We start from the raw sequence: 15097 nt of genomic DNA, 5'->3' as shown, positions 1-15097 counted from the left end.
GCTGGACATGACAGAAACTGCAACCGAAGGCCGCAAAATCGATCATGTGAATATTGTGATTAATGAAGATGTGAACGCCAAAGGCATTACAACTGGTTTTGGCAGCTATCATTTTGAGCATGATGCCCTGCCAGAATTGGATATGCACAGCATTGATTTGCGCACCACATTTTTGGGCAAAAAGCTCAATGCGCCATTTCTAATTAGCTCAATGACTGGCGGCGCTGCGCCAACCGAGGAAATTAATTTACAATTGGCCGAAGCTGCCCAAGCCTTGGGTGTGGCTATGGGCGTTGGCTCGCAACGAGCGGCCATCTTCGACTCAAACCTAGCTTCGTCGTATCAAGTGCGGCGGGTCGCGCCCGATATTGCCTTATTCGCCAATTTGGGTGCGGTGCAACTCAACTATGGCTATGGCATTGAGCAATGCCAGCGCGCTGTGGATATGATTGAGGCTGATGCGCTGATTTTGCATTTTAATGCTTTGCAAGAGGCGGTGCAGCCAGAAGGCGATACCAATTTTGCTGGCTTATTGGCTAAAATCGAGGCGCTTTGTCGGGCCTTGCCAGTGCCAGTGATTGCCAAAGAAGTTGGCAACGGCATTGGCAGCAAAGCGGCCAAGCGTTTGGTTGAGGCTGGCGTGCAGGCGATCGATGTTGCTGGCGCTGGTGGCACCAGTTGGAGCGAAGTTGAACGCTTTCGCCAGCCAAGCAAAACTGGCCAAACTACTGCTGGCACGTTTGCTGGTTGGGGCATTCCGACCACCGAGGCGATTAAACAGGTGCGCGCAGCCTTGCCAACAATTGGTATTATTGGCTCTGGTGGCGTGCGCAGCGGGCTGGATATTGCCAAAGCAATTGCGCTCGGTGCCGATTTGGGTGCATCAGCTGCGCCAAATTTATTGGCCCAAAACAAGGGCGGCAGCGATGCAGTCCATGCAGCAATCTCGGCAATGCTTGATCAATTGCGCATCAGTATGTTTTGTACTGGGGCGGCAGATTTGGCCGCGTTGCGCCAAACACCCTTATATCGTGTTAGCTGAGTTTTTCGAGAAAGTAGTTTCATGAGTAAAAGCTTGGATATTATCATTCGGGCCTTGGAGCCAGATGATTACCTTGACCTTGCGACCATATTTAGCGGGCCAAACGTGCTTGATGGATCATTGCATGTGCCATTTCCAGCCCAAGATGTTTGGCGGCGGCGGGTTGAAAATCCCGATACCGAAACGCCACGCTTGGTTGCTACGATCGATGCCATGGTTGTGGGCGTGATTAGCCTTGAAATTGGCGAGGGTCGCCGCCGCCATGCAGGCGATCTGGAGCTAGCGGTGCGCGACGATTACCAAGGTCGTGGCATTGGCGCAGCCTTGATGGCAGCAATTATCGATTTAGCCGAAAATTGGCTTGGCTTAACGCGGCTCGAAATTGTGGTCTTTACCGACAATACGCCAGCGATTACGCTCTACAAGCGCTTTGATTTTGCGGTCGAAGGCACCTTGCGCAACTATGCCTATCGCGGCGGCAAGCTGGTCGATGCCTATACGATGGCTCGTTTAGCGCCTGCGCTTGCCTGATGTTCAACTGATGGAGAGCTGAAAAAACCTCAATTTTTGCAACTTCCTAACTTGAGCGTGGTAGAATATCCGAGGCGGCGCGAGCCGCCTTGTTATATATCCGGCGACCACACACCGAATCAAAGGGGTATGTGTCTACTATGCGTCAAACATCTCGCAATGTAATCTCACGGCGACAACGCCGAACAACTAGGTTTATTCCCTCGCGGCTTGGCAACAAGGGCGCTCAGCGCTCGATGGGCCGCCGCATTGGCATTGCTTTTATCAGCTTGCTGGCAGTTGGATTGGTCTTTATAGCCGTTGCTGGGGTGGCAATGGCCGTTACCTACAATGGAATTGCCGCCAACTTGAAGCCACGGCTTGATCAAATTCATACCTACACCGCCTTTCAAGCCTCGAAAATTTATGATCGCAATGGCACATTGCTGTATGAATTTGTCGGTGAAGGTCGGCGAACTCCGGTTAATCTGGATGAAGTTTCTAAGCATTTGATTAATGCAACGGTCGCTGCCGAAGATGCTTCGTTCTTTGAAAACTCTGGCGTGAACTATTTCAGTATTGCGCGGGCAACCTTCGCCAACATTACCCAACAAAGCGTGGGTGCTGGTGGTGCGTCAACGATTACCCAACAGGTTGTGCGCTTGATTGTGTTAACGCCTGAGGAACGCCAAGATCCCAATGTCTATAGCCGTAAAGTTAAAGAAATTATTTTGGCCCAAGAGCTGAATACGGTTTATAGCAAAAACGAAATTCTCGAACTCTACCTTAACGAAATTCCCTATGGCAACTTATCGTATGGCGTTCAAGCTGCGGCCCAAAACTATTTTGGGATTGATGCCAAAGATCTCGATATAGCCCAAGCGTCGTTGCTTGGTGGGATTCCCCAGTTGCCAACGACCTATGATCCAATGCCTTGGCTCGATGATAAATTGGTGCTCAAAGGCCTCAAATTGCCCAAGGATGTTTGGCTCGACCCAATGTACGATCTTGCCAATGATGTTAAAGGTGAGATTGTGCCACCCAAAGGCCGTCAGATCGAAGTGCTGCGCCAAATGGTGCGCAACAATTATGTGACCGAGCGCGAAGCTCGGGCGGCGGTGGCTACCGATTTACAGTTTGATAAGCCTGAAGTCAGTTTGTTAGCACCGCACTTTGTGTTCTATGTCAAGGATTATTTGCAACAACGCTATGGTGCTGAGGTGGTTTCGAATGGTGGTCTGAGCATCACCACAACCCTCGATTTGCAAACCCAAGATTTGGCCCAAACCATCGCCTACACCCGAATTCAAGAACTCAATGCTGCTGATCGCAACATTCACAATGCGGCAGTTGTGGTGATGCAGCCCAACACGGGCCAAATTCTGGCGATGGTTGGCTCAATTGGCTACGATCTTTCCGAGACGACGACAACGCCAGGTGAAGAGGGCAACGTGCTTGATGGCAAGGTGAACGTTACCACTGCCTTGCGCCAACCAGGCTCGGCCTTGAAACCATTTACCTATCTTTCGGGCATGGAGCAATATGTTGCAACCAAGGGCCAACGTGGCATCACACCTGCCAGCGTCTTGTGGGATGTGCCAACGATCTTCAATCCACGCGGGGTCAAGTACGAGCCGCAAAACTTTGATAATCAATTCCATGGCCCGTTGCGCGCCCGCACGGCGGTTGCCAACTCGCTGAACATTCCAGCGGTCAAAGGTCTCAAGGCCGCAGGTATTCCCGAAACCTTGAATTTGTTGCATCGCTTAGGAATTTCGCCTAACGTGTTGGCCAACGATCCTGGCTATTATGGTTTGGCGCTAACCCTTGGTGGTGGCGAAGTAACGCCGTTGGATTTGGCGACGGCCTATAATACGGTTGCCAGCGGTGGCCGTTACTTTGCGCCAACCCCCATTCTCAAAATTACCGATTCTCGGGGCAAAACCTTGGAGGAATTCAAGCCAACCCCGCTGGCCAATCCAGAGAGTGATCCAGTCAGCGATACCAGCAAATGTGTGATTCCTAATAGCGAAGATTATCGCTTAGGTGCGCGTTTGCCGAATGGAACCCAGTGTGTTGATGGGCGCTTGAACCATATCATCACCAACATGATTAGCGACAACGAAGCGCGCCGCCCGATTTTCGGCACTAACAGCATCTTGAAACTTTCGTTGCCAGCAGCGGTCAAAACCGGTACGACCAACGATTTCCGCGATGCCTGGGCTTCGGGCTTTACGCCATTTGTCACCGTCACCGTCTGGACGGGCAATAACAATAACGAACAAACTGCCCAAGTGGAAAGTACCCAAGGTGGGGGCGTGATTTGGGCGCGGACCATGGAAGCAATTTTTGCCAACGACGCAATTATGAATCGCTTGGCTGGCTTCTATGGCGGCATCGATAATATGCCCCAAAGCTTTGCAAAATCGTATCCTGGCGTGTATCGCGAGGAAATTTGCGAAATTCCAGGCCCATTCGGCGGACGCACCGACGAGCTATTTATCGATGGCTTAGACTCTGGTGGACGCTGCGACCTGTACGAAAAAATCTCGGTGGTTAGGCTTACCACCACCGATGCTGAAGGCAAAGAAACAGCGACCTATTGTCGCCCAGTTGCTGGCGCTGAGTATCCAGAAGGCGCAATCTCATCGATTTATGTGTGGAAGTTGCCAGAAAGCAACGACGACGAACGGATTGATTTGAGCAAATGGAAGGGCTATACCAGCGATCGCAACGACAATGGCGAAGATTCGCCGGTGGCGGTTGATCCCGATAAGCTGCCAAGCTGTGATGCAGTTGCGCCAACGCCAACCCCTGGCACCCCAACCCCAGACCCGCTGACCCCGACCGCGCCAATTTTGGGGCCGGGCCAAGTGCAAATGCCAAATTTGGTTGGCTATGGCGAAAACCAAGCCCGCCAAATCTTGATGAACTTGGGCTTTGCGCCTGATAAGATTGTGGTCGATTATCAAGGCCGCGATCGGCTTGGCCCAGTCTTTGATCAATATCCAGCCTATGCGGTGGTCAGTAGTTTGCCGGGAGTTGGCTCGGCGGTGGATCTGAATACGGTCATTATTTTGGGTATTCGCTCGCCGGATACCAGCCAACCAACCGCACCGCCTGCGCAACCAACGGCGCCACCAGCGCAGCCAACGCCAGTGCTGCCAGTGCCAACAACAATTATTATTGAGCCAACGCCAGTCGTTGAGCCATCGCCAATACCTGAACAACCACAACCAACTCCTGTGACAACGCCCTAAATTGAGCAACCGAGCGCTTGTTGGCAACGACAAGCGCTCGGCGTTTGGCATGTCGTGGCATAATGCCCTATAATGCCCGCGAATGAGCAGGCTCTGGTGGCCTGAGGAGCGATCATGAACATTTTGCTTTCCAATGATGATGGTGTGCATAGCCCTGGCTTGTTGGCGTTGAAAGGCCAACTTGAGCAGCTTGGCCGTGTCACTGTTGTTGCGCCTGAGCGCAATTGGAGCGCAGGTAGTCATAGTCGCACCTTGTTCGCCCCGTTGCGCATCAATGAAGTGCAGCTTGCAGATGGCAGCCCAGCGCTCGCTTGCGATGGTTCGCCCGCCGATTGTGTTGGCCTGGCTTTGCTGGGCGTGCTCGATCATCAGCCTGATTTGGTGGTTTCGGGGATCAACCTTGGCGCAAATTTAGGCCACGATGTGCTCTACTCCGGCACAGTTGCCGCCGCCATGGAAGGCCTCGTAGTTGGCATTCGTTCAATTGCGATTTCGCTGGTTGATGGCTACAAGCCGGGCAGCGATTTTAGCGTAGCTGCCACTTGGGCACGCCGGATTGCCGCCAGCGCCATGGAACTGCAATTGCCCAGCGATATTTTGTTGAATGTTAATGTGCCGCAAGGCTCGGCAGAAATTGTGAACGATGCCAAAGTTACCCGCTTGGGCCATCGAATTTATCGCGACGAGCTGATCAAACGGCTTGATCCGCGCGGTCGGCCCTATTATTGGGTTGGTGGGGCCGCGCCTGAAGGCAAGCCCGACGATGGAACCGATTTTGGCGCAGTGGCCAACAACCATGTCTCGATTACGCCGCTGCATTTCGATATGACCAACCTTGATTGGGTGCAACGATTAAGTACTGCGATATGGAATAACGCTTAAATGTCACGTTATAAATTACAAACCTATCAATTTGGCATTGTCAATGGTTTGCGCCAAGATGTGAGCGATCGCATTAATAGTGCGATGCCAAATAATTTGTTCGCACCTGAGGCTCGCAAAGGCCATTTGTTTGTATTAACCGATGCAGTCAACGAAGGTGCGCGCGGTAAAGAAGCTTGCGATCTTGTTACCCAAACCGTAATTAAAACATTTTATGCAGATACTTCATTTAGTATTACCTCTGGCTTGCGCAATGCCCTAAAAGCTGCCAATACAGCCCTGTATGAATTTAATTTCAAGGCTGCGCATCACCAAAAAACCGCAGTTGGTTGTACATGTGCGGTCTTGCGCAACAACGATTTATATATTGCCCAAGTGCAGCCAACCCAAGCCTATGTTGCCCATCGCGGCCAATTACGGGCCTTGCCAACCAATCCTTCGTGGCAAGGCAACGTCAGCAGTTCAACGATTATGCCGCCCAACGCGCTTGGCACAAGCTTGTTCAGCGAGCCAGAGATGTTTCGCAACGTGGTCGAAGCTGGCGATATGTTGGTGCTTTGCTCAAGTCGCTTGGCGCGGGTGCTCGGTCGAGCCGATGCAGAGCGCATGTTTTGCCTTTCCGAGGCTGCTGCTTCGCTGGAAGAATTGTATGCAATTGCGCGGCGCAATAGCTTGAACGAAGCCCACGTTGCCTTAATCGATATGCTGCCGTTTGTCGACCCAAATAGCGAATTGCTCTCTGCTGAGGGCTTGGCTGAACGAGGCAAGGCCGCTGCCAGCGTGGTTGGCGAATGGATTAGCGATGTTACGGCCAATGCTGCCTTGATGGTGCGCCGCGAAAAAGATGATGAAACCGGCGATCCTAGCTCGGCCATCGACGAACTGCCACCAATGCCAGCAGAGCTTGAGGACGTTGACCCGCGCGATATGGGCTGGCTCAACGAGCGCCCACGCTATCGCCCGCGCAGTTTGCGTGATGCTGAGCAATGGTTGCCCAGCGCCTATTTGGGCGAAACCAGCATGGTCGCGGCAATTCAGGCCGCTAGCAGTGCGCCAAGCATCGATTTGACCGACATGGAGCCGTTGCCTGTCGATTTTGCCGCCGTGCCCGTGCCCCAGCGCGATCCGGTTGTGCCATTGACTGGCTGGCAAAAATTCATTGCGCCATTTCGCTATTTGCTGGCAGCAATTGTGACCTATATTGCCAATTTTGGCCGCAATAGCCGCCCGATGGCGCCGCCATTGCCGCGCTTTGCCCAAGCTCGCGGTGGCGATTTATCCTATCGGCGTTCGCGGCGACGCAACATTCCATGGACATTAATCGCCTTGCTGATTGTGTTGGTTGGCGGTGGTTGGTTCTATGTGCAAGATCGGCGCACCCAAAACACCGAAGCTGCCTACCAAGATAGCTTGAATGTTGCCAATGCCAAGTTTGAAACAGCAGTTAAAGCCACCGATGATCGCTCCGCCTTGGAAGAATTGGGCGAATTAGACACGCATCTCGAAACCTTGGCCAGCGATCAGGGCTATATGAGCAACCCAACCCGCAAGGCCGATTATCTGGCGTTGCGCAAAAAATCCGATAATCTGCGGGCCAGCATTGATCGCACATCGTTTTTGACCGACCTCAAGTTGGTGACAACAATGCCAACCAGCGATACGATTGGCAAGCTGATTGTCACGCCAAACACTGGCAAAAACGACTTGTATTTTATTGGCACTGAAAACGGCGCGCTTTATAGTTACACCGAAGGCAGCAGCGGCCAGCCGATCAGCTTGCTCAAAGATGGCGATGAAATTGCAGGCTTGCCTGCAGCGCCAATTCGCAGCGTGATGTTGCGCGAAGGTGAGCTAGCGGCAATCGACGCACCGCCCAATCTCAATGCCCAATCAAACATCTATTTCTATTTGCGCGACACCAAAACCTGGGTTTCGCGCACCATCCAAGGCAGCGAACTCTGGACGCGCCAGCCATTCCCTGATATTGAGACCTACGGCGGCGGTTTGTATGTCTACGATTTGGGGCGCACCGATAGCGCAACCGCTGGCGAAATTCTGCGTTATCGCTCAGGCGAGTTTGCCAACTTGCCCGAAAATTGGATCACCGAATCAACTGGCGATTTCAACACCAAAGCGGTCGTCGATATTGCGATTGATGGGCGGATCTATATGTTGCAGCCTGATGGCACGGTTGGCATTTTCGAGGGCGGCTCGTTGATCGATACTGTGAGCGTGCCAGCGCTTGATCCGCCATTGCGGGCGCGGCGCTTGTTCGTCGAGCAAGAAGTTAGCGCCGAAACCTTCCGCGACAACCAAGGCCATTTCTTCATCGTCGATGCAGTCAATCAACGAGTGATCGAAGTCAATCGCCAAGGCGAGATTATTCAACAGCTGAAAGTGCCGAGCACCAGCACCATCAAGCTCGAATTGCTCAACGACGTGGCAGTAGTTGGCAGCGGCTCCAGCAAAATGCTGTATCTTGCCAATAGCAACCGAATTTATTCGATGGTTTTGCCATCGCCACCGCCACCACGTGAAAGCTTGGGTGGCACAACCACGACACCAACGGTTCAAATTACACCAACACCATAAATAAAGGGGTTTCATGAAAATCGGGATTATTGGTTTGCCCAACAGCGGCAAAACCACGGTATTTAATGCACTAACCCGCAATACCGCTGAAACGAACGCCTATTCATCAGGCCAGATCGAGCCAAATATCGCCATGGTCAAAGTGCCCGACGAGCGGCTTGATGCCTTGGCCAAAATGTACAAGCCCAAAAAGCTCACCCCAGCCGACGTCCAATATATCGACGTGGCTGGCATGAGTGGCAACGCCCACGAAAGTGGCGGCTTGAATCCACAGTTTCTCAACTACATCAGCCAAGTTGATGCTTTGTTGCATGTGGTGCGTGCTTTTGAGGATGATGGCGTGCCGCATGCCCAAGATACGGTGAATGCTGCCCGCGACTTAGCCTCGGTCGATATGGAATTGATGTTCTCGGATATGGCGATTATCGAGCGTCGTTTGAGCCGCTTGCGTGGTGAAGTGACCAAAATGGTCGGCAAAGATCGCGAAACGCGGATGGTCGAACTGAGTGCACTTGAGCGCTTGTATACTGGCCTCGAACAAGATGTGCCAATTCGCGCCCAAGAATTGAGCGAAGAAGAAGCCAAAGTGCTACGCGGCTTCCAATTCCTCAGTGGCAAGCCAATGTTGGTCGTTGTCAATATCGACGAAAAGCAACTTGCAACGCCGCCAGTTTTGGAATACGACAAGCCAAAAACTGCGATTGTGACCTTGGCAGGCAAAGTTGAGGCCGAATTAGCCCAGCTCGAAGATGAAGATGCCCAAATGTTTATGGACGATTTAGGCATTACTGAGCCCGCCCGCGACCGCGTGATCAAGGCCTCGTATACGATGATGGGCTTGATTAGCTTCTTGACCGCAGGCGACGACGAAGTGCGTGCTTGGACGATTCGCCAAGGCATTGGGGCTGCCGAAGCCGCTGGCACGATTCACTCTGATTTGCAACGCGGCTTTATTCGCGCCGAAATCGTGGCCTTCGACGATTTGATGAAGGCTGGCGATATGGCGACCGCCAAAAAAGCTGGCACCGTGCGGCTCGAAGGCAAAACCTACGTTGTCAAAGATGGCGATATTGCCCACTTCTTGTTCAACGTGTAGCAATCCCTCGCCCTTGATCTAGCACTTTCTAGGATCGGTTTGGTAGTCACTTAGTGGTTTTTCACCACCCTTCCGTTCCGCCTCAAGGCGGGAGACGCAGGGGGATTAAAGCTCCCTGCACCCCCTCAAGGGCAATCAGGGCCTTGAATGCAGTGATCGGTGAACCATAAAACTTTGTGGCTCAAAGAGAAAACCAATCCTTAGAAGTAGGCGAAAGACTGGGGTGAGGCAGCACAACGAATCGTTAATTGATCAAATTAAAACGCCACTTCTTGAAGTAAAGAAGTGGCGTTTTGGTTAAGGAGTAGAAGATGAACGAGCAACTATGTCGGGCGCGGATTGCCCACAATGCCCAGACCCGTGAGCCAAGCCTCGATCTTTCCCATCTTGACCTGACCAGCCTACCAGAAACAATTGGCGAATTAACCCATCTTGAAGTATTAGATGTTCGCTATAATTACTGGCGGCAGTTACCATCTGAATTTGCCAACCTGACGAAGTTGCGCAGCTTAGATCTGAGTTTTTTCAACCTCGACACCATTCCAGAATGGCTTGATCAATTGACCAGCCTCGAAGAATTGCATATTCGGGCAACCCCAACCACGGGCATTCCCACTGTTCTAACGCGATTACCACGGTTGCAAAAATTGAATCTCTATCTTGATGGTTTTGAAGCATTGCCACGCGAATTGCTCGATCTGCCAACGCTGTATATGCTCGATATTGATGGATTAGAAAAATTGACCACATTTCCAGCGTGGTTAAGCGAGTTACCAATTAAACATTTGGTCTATTATCCAAGAGGTATCTCCAATGAGCATATGATTGACTCCATGACCATGCTCGAAGAGCTTGATCTACAATATGATCATCGTAAACCTACGGCTTTTCCAAGCTGGCTTAGGCAGATGCATAATTTACGCTGGCTCTGTTATCAGAGTCAAACGCTTGTGCCAACATGGTTAATCGAATTACCTCGACTAGCATATTTGGAAAGCTATGGCGACTTTAGCGAAATTAGCCAAGTCTGGCATGCTTGGGAATCGCTTGAGCAGCTCAAGTGCGGTCATATTAGTGCTCCAGCTTTTCCTCCAAATCTCAAAACCTTAGAGCTAATGATCAAGCAAGAGACCTTTCCTGAAGCAATTCGCTCATTGCGCCACCTTGAAGAGCTACAGTTATCTGGCGAAGGGTTCCACGAGTTGCCTGGCTGGGTTTTAGAATTGCCCAACTTGCATACCTTAGATATTGTCAGTACGAGGATTGATCACATTCTGCCGCCAGTCCAGCCCAACCATTGCCTGCGAAAACTCATGATGCATAGTCTATTCTGTAGCCACCACCATACCTTAGATGGCATACGCAGCTTGCATAGGCTAGAAAAATTAAGTTTGGGTGGGCATACCTTAGAACAACTACCGTCATGGCTGCACGAATTGCAGCAGCTGCGCGAGCTTTCGATTGATGATTGCGCGTTGACTGATCTTGATCCAAGGTTGGGCCAGCTCCAGCAGCTTGAAGCGCTTCATGTCTCAGATAACTATATTCCAATAACACGTTTAGATTATGTATTGTCACAGTTAATCCAACTTAAACATCTATCACTCCATTTATCGGGTAATGACCAATTTCCGAGTAGTATTTGCCAGCTGCATCAACTACGTAGTTTGGAGATTGGAATCTGGGCAACCCATGTAATGCCTGAATGGCTGAATCAATTGAAGCACCTTGAAATTCTATGGATCTCTGCACCAGAGCTTGATCATCCATTGCCCTTGGAAGCATGGCTTGAGCTACCGAAACTTAAGGAGTTACAAATAAGGCTTAATGACCCATATCCTATTGATCCCGAATTATTGCAACGTTTTGAGCAACGCGGCGTGAAAGTTGATCTAGGCTAAATAGCATTGCCTTGTTGTCCAATATTGTCGGCGGCAATAATCCCTCGTACCTTGGTTGGGGATGCGAAAGAATTAGTTTAAGGAGTAGAAGATGAACGAGCAACTTTGTCGGGCGCGGATTGCCCACAATGCCCAAACCCGTGAACCAACCCTCGATCTTTCCTCTCTCAAAATTACCATGCTACCAGAAACAATTGGCGAGTTAACCCATCTTGAACACTTAGACCTATCAATGAATCGTTTGCAGCAACTTCCACCTGAACTTGCCAAACTAACCAAGTTACGCAGATTGGATCTTAGCTATAACGATGAAATTGAAGTATTAGAGCCATGGATTGGACAGTTATCAAATCTCGAAGAACTGCATATCGGTGAATTATCAGTAACCCAACTCCCAGCAGAGTTAGCATTACTCCAACAATTACACACGCTTGATCTTAGCTCTACCGAGCTGAGCGAAATTCCTCGCTGGGTAGGCAACCTGCCAAAATTACGAGTGCTCAATATTAGTGGTTTAACTATAACTGAGATACCTGCCTGGTTTACGGGCCTCGAGCTTAAACACTTAACCTATGCGCTCCAAAACATCCCCAATGAGCATTTAATTGGCACGCTGACCACGCTCGAAGCGCTTGATTTATGGACTAATTACGATGAATTAATAGTTTATCCCGAATGGTTCCGGCAGTTGGCTGATTTGCGCAGGTTGAACTTTCATAGCAACATGCCTGTACCAACGTGGCTCATGGAATTACCACAACTGGCGTATTTGGAAAGTCACGGCGATTTTCGTGAAATAAGCCAAGTCTGGCACACATGGGAATCGCTTGAAAAACTCAAATGTCGTGATGTTGATGCGCCAACGTTGCCACCAAACCTCAAAACCCTTGAGCTAGTCATCACTGAATCCACAGTTCCTGAATCAATTCGCCAATTGCACCAGCTTGAAGAACTACACTTATTTGGCGAAGGCTTTCGCGAGTTGCCCGGCTGGGTTTTAGAATTGCCCCACTTGCACACCTTGAATCTTGTCAGCACTGGGATTGATCATATTCTGCCGCCAGCCCAGCCTAACTATAGTTTGCGAAAACTGCATATGAATACCTTATATTGCAGCCGTGAGCATCGCTTAGATGGCATCCGCAGCTTGCATAGACTGGAAGAATTAAGGCTGAGTAATCATCGACTCGGTGAGTTACCAGCATGGTTGCATGAATTGCAGCAGCTGCGCGAGCTTTCGATTGATGATTGTGCGTTGACCGATCTTGATCCAAGGTTGGGCCAGCTCCAGCAGCTTGAGGAACTTTATCTTCATGGTAATGATATTCCCATAGCGAGCTTGGAACGCATTTTGCCAACGCTTACTAAACTCAAACATCTATCATTTGGGTTATCAAGTGATGAGCCATTTCCTGCCAGTATTCGCGAGCTGTCGCAACTGCGGAGTTTATATCTCAGAATCGGGCCAAACCATGTAATTCCTGAATGGCTGAATCAATTGACCAAGCTCGAAAGCATTATGCTTGGCTACAACCTTGAGCCAGCCCAAATTCCATGGATCGAAGGCTGGCTAGAACTGCCAAAATTACGCGAGATCGATATTCACATCAAACCAGAATTGTTTGATCCCGAATTATTGCAACGCTTTGCGCAATATGGCGTGAAAGTTGATCTGGGCTAAATGATATATTTGGGTGAATCAACCCAGCAGCAACAATCGACAGCCCAAATATGAGGGGTGCAGGGGATGAAAACCCCTGCGTCTCCCGCCTTGAGGCGGGATGGAAGGGTGGTGAAACGAGGGATGAGTGGAACCGCGAAGAGCACGAAGATCACGAAGGGGAGAAGGCGATTGGCTCTTGGCTATCGGAACATCATCGGGGTTGGCGACAGGTGGTTGGCATTGCACAGGATACCGATCCCCAGCCCCTGACCCCTTGCGTCGCAACCACGAAGGGCACGAAAGACACAAAGTGAAGCAATTGGGGTCACAGAATCAACTGTAACAATCCAGCAAACAAATATGAGGGGTGCAGGGGATGAAAACCCCTGCGTCTCCCGCCTTGAGGCGGGACGGAAGGGTGGTGAAATGAGAGACGAGTGGAACCGCGAAGAGCACGAAGATCACGAAGGGGAGAAGGCGATTGGCTCTTGGCTATCGGAACATCATCGGGGTTGGCGACAGAGGGTGGCACAGCACGGGATACCGATCCCCAGCCCCTGATCCCTTGCGTCGCAACCACGAAGAGCACGAAGATCGCCAAGTTTTGGGTATAGAATCAACCACAACAATCCAAAGCCCACATATTTGGGGGTGGTGATCAGCATAAGCCATTTAAAAATCCTGCTCTTCGCGATTTAACAATTTTGGCGTATGATAGCCCATGATCGCTCTGCACAGAAAGGATATAACCATGCAGGTCAATCCAGGGATTTTCAAAGCCTACGATATTCGCGGGATTTACCCCAGCGAACTGAATGAAGATGTAGCATTTTTGATTGGACGCGCCTTCGCTTCGTTTTTACAAGCAGAAAAAGTGATTGTTGGCCGTGATATGCGGACTTCAGGCCCAGCGATTTTCGATGCAGTTACCCGTGGCTTGATGCACCAAGGCGCTGATGTGATCAACATCGGTATGGTTAGCACCGATCAATATTATTTTGCCTGTACCCAATTGGGCTTGCCAGGCATGATGGTGACGGCCTCGCACAACCCCAAACAATACAACGGCTTCAAAATGGTCAAAAAAATGCCTCAATTGCTCTCAGGCGATGCAGGCATTCAAGATTTGCGCACATTGGTCGAGAGCGAAGCATTTAGCGAGCCAACTCGCCAAGGCAGCATGAGCGAGCTTGACCTCAGCGAAGAATTTATCGAATCGGTCTTGCAACTGATCGACGTATCCAGCCTCAAACCGCTCAAAGTAATTGCTGACACAGGCAATGGCATGGTCGGGCCAATTCTCCAGCGGGTTTACGAACGCTTGCCAGTCGAATTGATAGGCCTGTATCTTGACCCCGATGGTACGTTGCCAAACCACGGGCTTGACCCGTTGCAGCCAGAAAATCGCGCCGAACTCGAAGCCCGCGTAGTTAGCGAAAACGCCGATGTGGGCTTTGCCTTCGATGGTGACGGCGACCGCTTCTTTGCAATCGACAATCGCGGCCAATTTATCTCAGGCGATTTTATGACCGCCTTGATGGGCCAATATTTCCTTGAAAAACACCCAGGAGCCAAAATTTTGTATGATGTGCGGGCTTCGTGGGCCGTGCCCGAGTTGATTGGCGCTGCTGGTGGCGTGCCACTGATGGAGCGGGTTGGCCATGCCTTCATCAAGGCTCGGATGTCCAACGAAGGCGCGATTTTCGCTGGCGAAGTGACGGGCCACTACTATTTTGGCGATTTCAACTATGCCGATTCTGGCGTGATTCCCTCGCTGATTATCTTGGAAATGCTCTCGAAAAAGGGCAAGAGCTTGAGCGAATTGTTGGCGCCGCTTGAATCAACCTACTTCATTTCAGGCGAAATCAACACCAAAGTTGCTGATGTGAAAGCTGTGTTGGCAACCTTGGCCGAAAAATATAGCAATGCTGAGCAACACACCATGGATGGCTTGTCGGTCAATTATCCTGATTGGCATTTCAACGTGCGTGGCTCCAACACCGAGCCATTGTTGCGGCTCAACCTTGAAGCCCGCAGCAAAGAGCTGATGGAAGCCAAACGCGATGAAGTGTTGGCGATTATTCAAGCGTAGAGACGAGGGGTCAGGGGCTAGGGATTAGGGTTCAGGTTATAACCGCGAAGAACACGAAG

At 50.7% G+C, this 15097-nt stretch carries 9 protein-coding genes; all 9 read left to right on the top strand.

What is annotated here, in order from left to right; genetic code table 11:
- Nucleotides 1-7 precede the first annotated feature (7 nt).
- The 9 genes from fni (at nucleotide 8) to SE18_RS11895 (ending at nucleotide 15038) form a co-directional block, all read left to right on the top strand.
- Nucleotides 8-1042 carry a type 2 isopentenyl-diphosphate Delta-isomerase gene (gene fni / locus SE18_RS11945; protein ID WP_054534690.1) on the top strand — a complete coding sequence of 345 codons (1035 nt, stop codon included), beginning with the start codon at nucleotides 8-10 and terminating at the stop codon, nucleotides 1040-1042.
- A gap of 21 nt (nucleotides 1043-1063) precedes the next feature.
- Nucleotides 1064-1573: a GNAT family N-acetyltransferase gene (locus tag SE18_RS11940; protein WP_054534689.1), complete on the top strand. Its 510-nt coding sequence runs from the start codon at nucleotides 1064-1066 to the stop codon at nucleotides 1571-1573.
- 140 nt (nucleotides 1574-1713) lie between these two features.
- Complete coding sequence (locus SE18_RS11935) at nucleotides 1714-4812, top strand: transglycosylase domain-containing protein (protein WP_083469867.1); 3099 nt, start codon at nucleotides 1714-1716, stop codon at nucleotides 4810-4812.
- 114 nt (nucleotides 4813-4926) lie between these two features.
- The gene (gene surE / locus SE18_RS11930) at nucleotides 4927-5694 is read left to right on the top strand and encodes a 5'/3'-nucleotidase SurE (RefSeq protein ID WP_054534687.1); all 768 of its coding nucleotides are present in this window, start codon (nucleotides 4927-4929) and stop codon (nucleotides 5692-5694) included.
- Nucleotides 5695-8286, top strand: a complete 2592-nt coding sequence (locus tag SE18_RS11925) for a hypothetical protein (protein ID WP_054534686.1) — start codon at nucleotides 5695-5697, stop codon at nucleotides 8284-8286.
- A 13-nt stretch (nucleotides 8287-8299) separates the two neighbouring features.
- Nucleotides 8300-9382 carry a redox-regulated ATPase YchF gene (gene ychF / locus SE18_RS11920; protein ID WP_054534685.1) on the top strand — a complete coding sequence of 361 codons (1083 nt, stop codon included), beginning with the start codon at nucleotides 8300-8302 and terminating at the stop codon, nucleotides 9380-9382.
- A 311-nt stretch (nucleotides 9383-9693) separates the two neighbouring features.
- Nucleotides 9694-11283 carry a leucine-rich repeat domain-containing protein gene (locus SE18_RS11915; protein ID WP_054534684.1) on the top strand — a complete coding sequence of 530 codons (1590 nt, stop codon included), beginning with the start codon at nucleotides 9694-9696 and terminating at the stop codon, nucleotides 11281-11283.
- Nucleotides 11284-11374: 91 nt separating this feature from the next.
- The gene (locus tag SE18_RS11910; protein ID WP_054534683.1) at nucleotides 11375-12964 is read left to right on the top strand and encodes a leucine-rich repeat domain-containing protein; all 1590 of its coding nucleotides are present in this window, start codon (nucleotides 11375-11377) and stop codon (nucleotides 12962-12964) included.
- A gap of 733 nt (nucleotides 12965-13697) precedes the next feature.
- Complete coding sequence (locus tag SE18_RS11895) at nucleotides 13698-15038, top strand: phosphomannomutase/phosphoglucomutase (RefSeq protein ID WP_054534680.1); 1341 nt, start codon at nucleotides 13698-13700, stop codon at nucleotides 15036-15038.
- Nucleotides 15039-15097 lie beyond the last annotated feature (59 nt).

Origin of the sequence: Herpetosiphon geysericola (assembly GCF_001306135.1) — a bacterium.
Classification (GTDB): Bacteria; Chloroflexota; Chloroflexia; order Chloroflexales; family Herpetosiphonaceae; genus Herpetosiphon; species Herpetosiphon geysericola.
This window is presented reverse-complemented; position numbering and strand designations above follow the sequence as displayed.

Excerpts from the sequence above, each read along its gene's own strand:
- fni (WP_054534690.1), top strand. The coding sequence starts at position 8 with ATGACAGAAACTGCAACCGAAGGCCGCAAAATCGATCATGTGAATATT.
- SE18_RS11940 (WP_054534689.1), top strand. The coding sequence starts at position 1,064 with ATGAGTAAAAGCTTGGATATTATCATTCGGGCCTTGGAGCCAGATGAT.
- SE18_RS11935 (WP_083469867.1), top strand. The coding sequence starts at position 1,714 with ATGCGTCAAACATCTCGCAATGTAATCTCACGGCGACAACGCCGAACA.
- surE (WP_054534687.1), top strand. The coding sequence starts at position 4,927 with ATGAACATTTTGCTTTCCAATGATGATGGTGTGCATAGCCCTGGCTTG.
- SE18_RS11925 (WP_054534686.1), top strand. The coding sequence starts at position 5,695 with ATGTCACGTTATAAATTACAAACCTATCAATTTGGCATTGTCAATGGT.
- ychF (WP_054534685.1), top strand. The coding sequence starts at position 8,300 with ATGAAAATCGGGATTATTGGTTTGCCCAACAGCGGCAAAACCACGGTA.
- SE18_RS11915 (WP_054534684.1), top strand. The coding sequence starts at position 9,694 with ATGAACGAGCAACTATGTCGGGCGCGGATTGCCCACAATGCCCAGACC.
- SE18_RS11910 (WP_054534683.1), top strand. The coding sequence starts at position 11,375 with ATGAACGAGCAACTTTGTCGGGCGCGGATTGCCCACAATGCCCAAACC.
- SE18_RS11895 (WP_054534680.1), top strand. The coding sequence starts at position 13,698 with ATGCAGGTCAATCCAGGGATTTTCAAAGCCTACGATATTCGCGGGATT.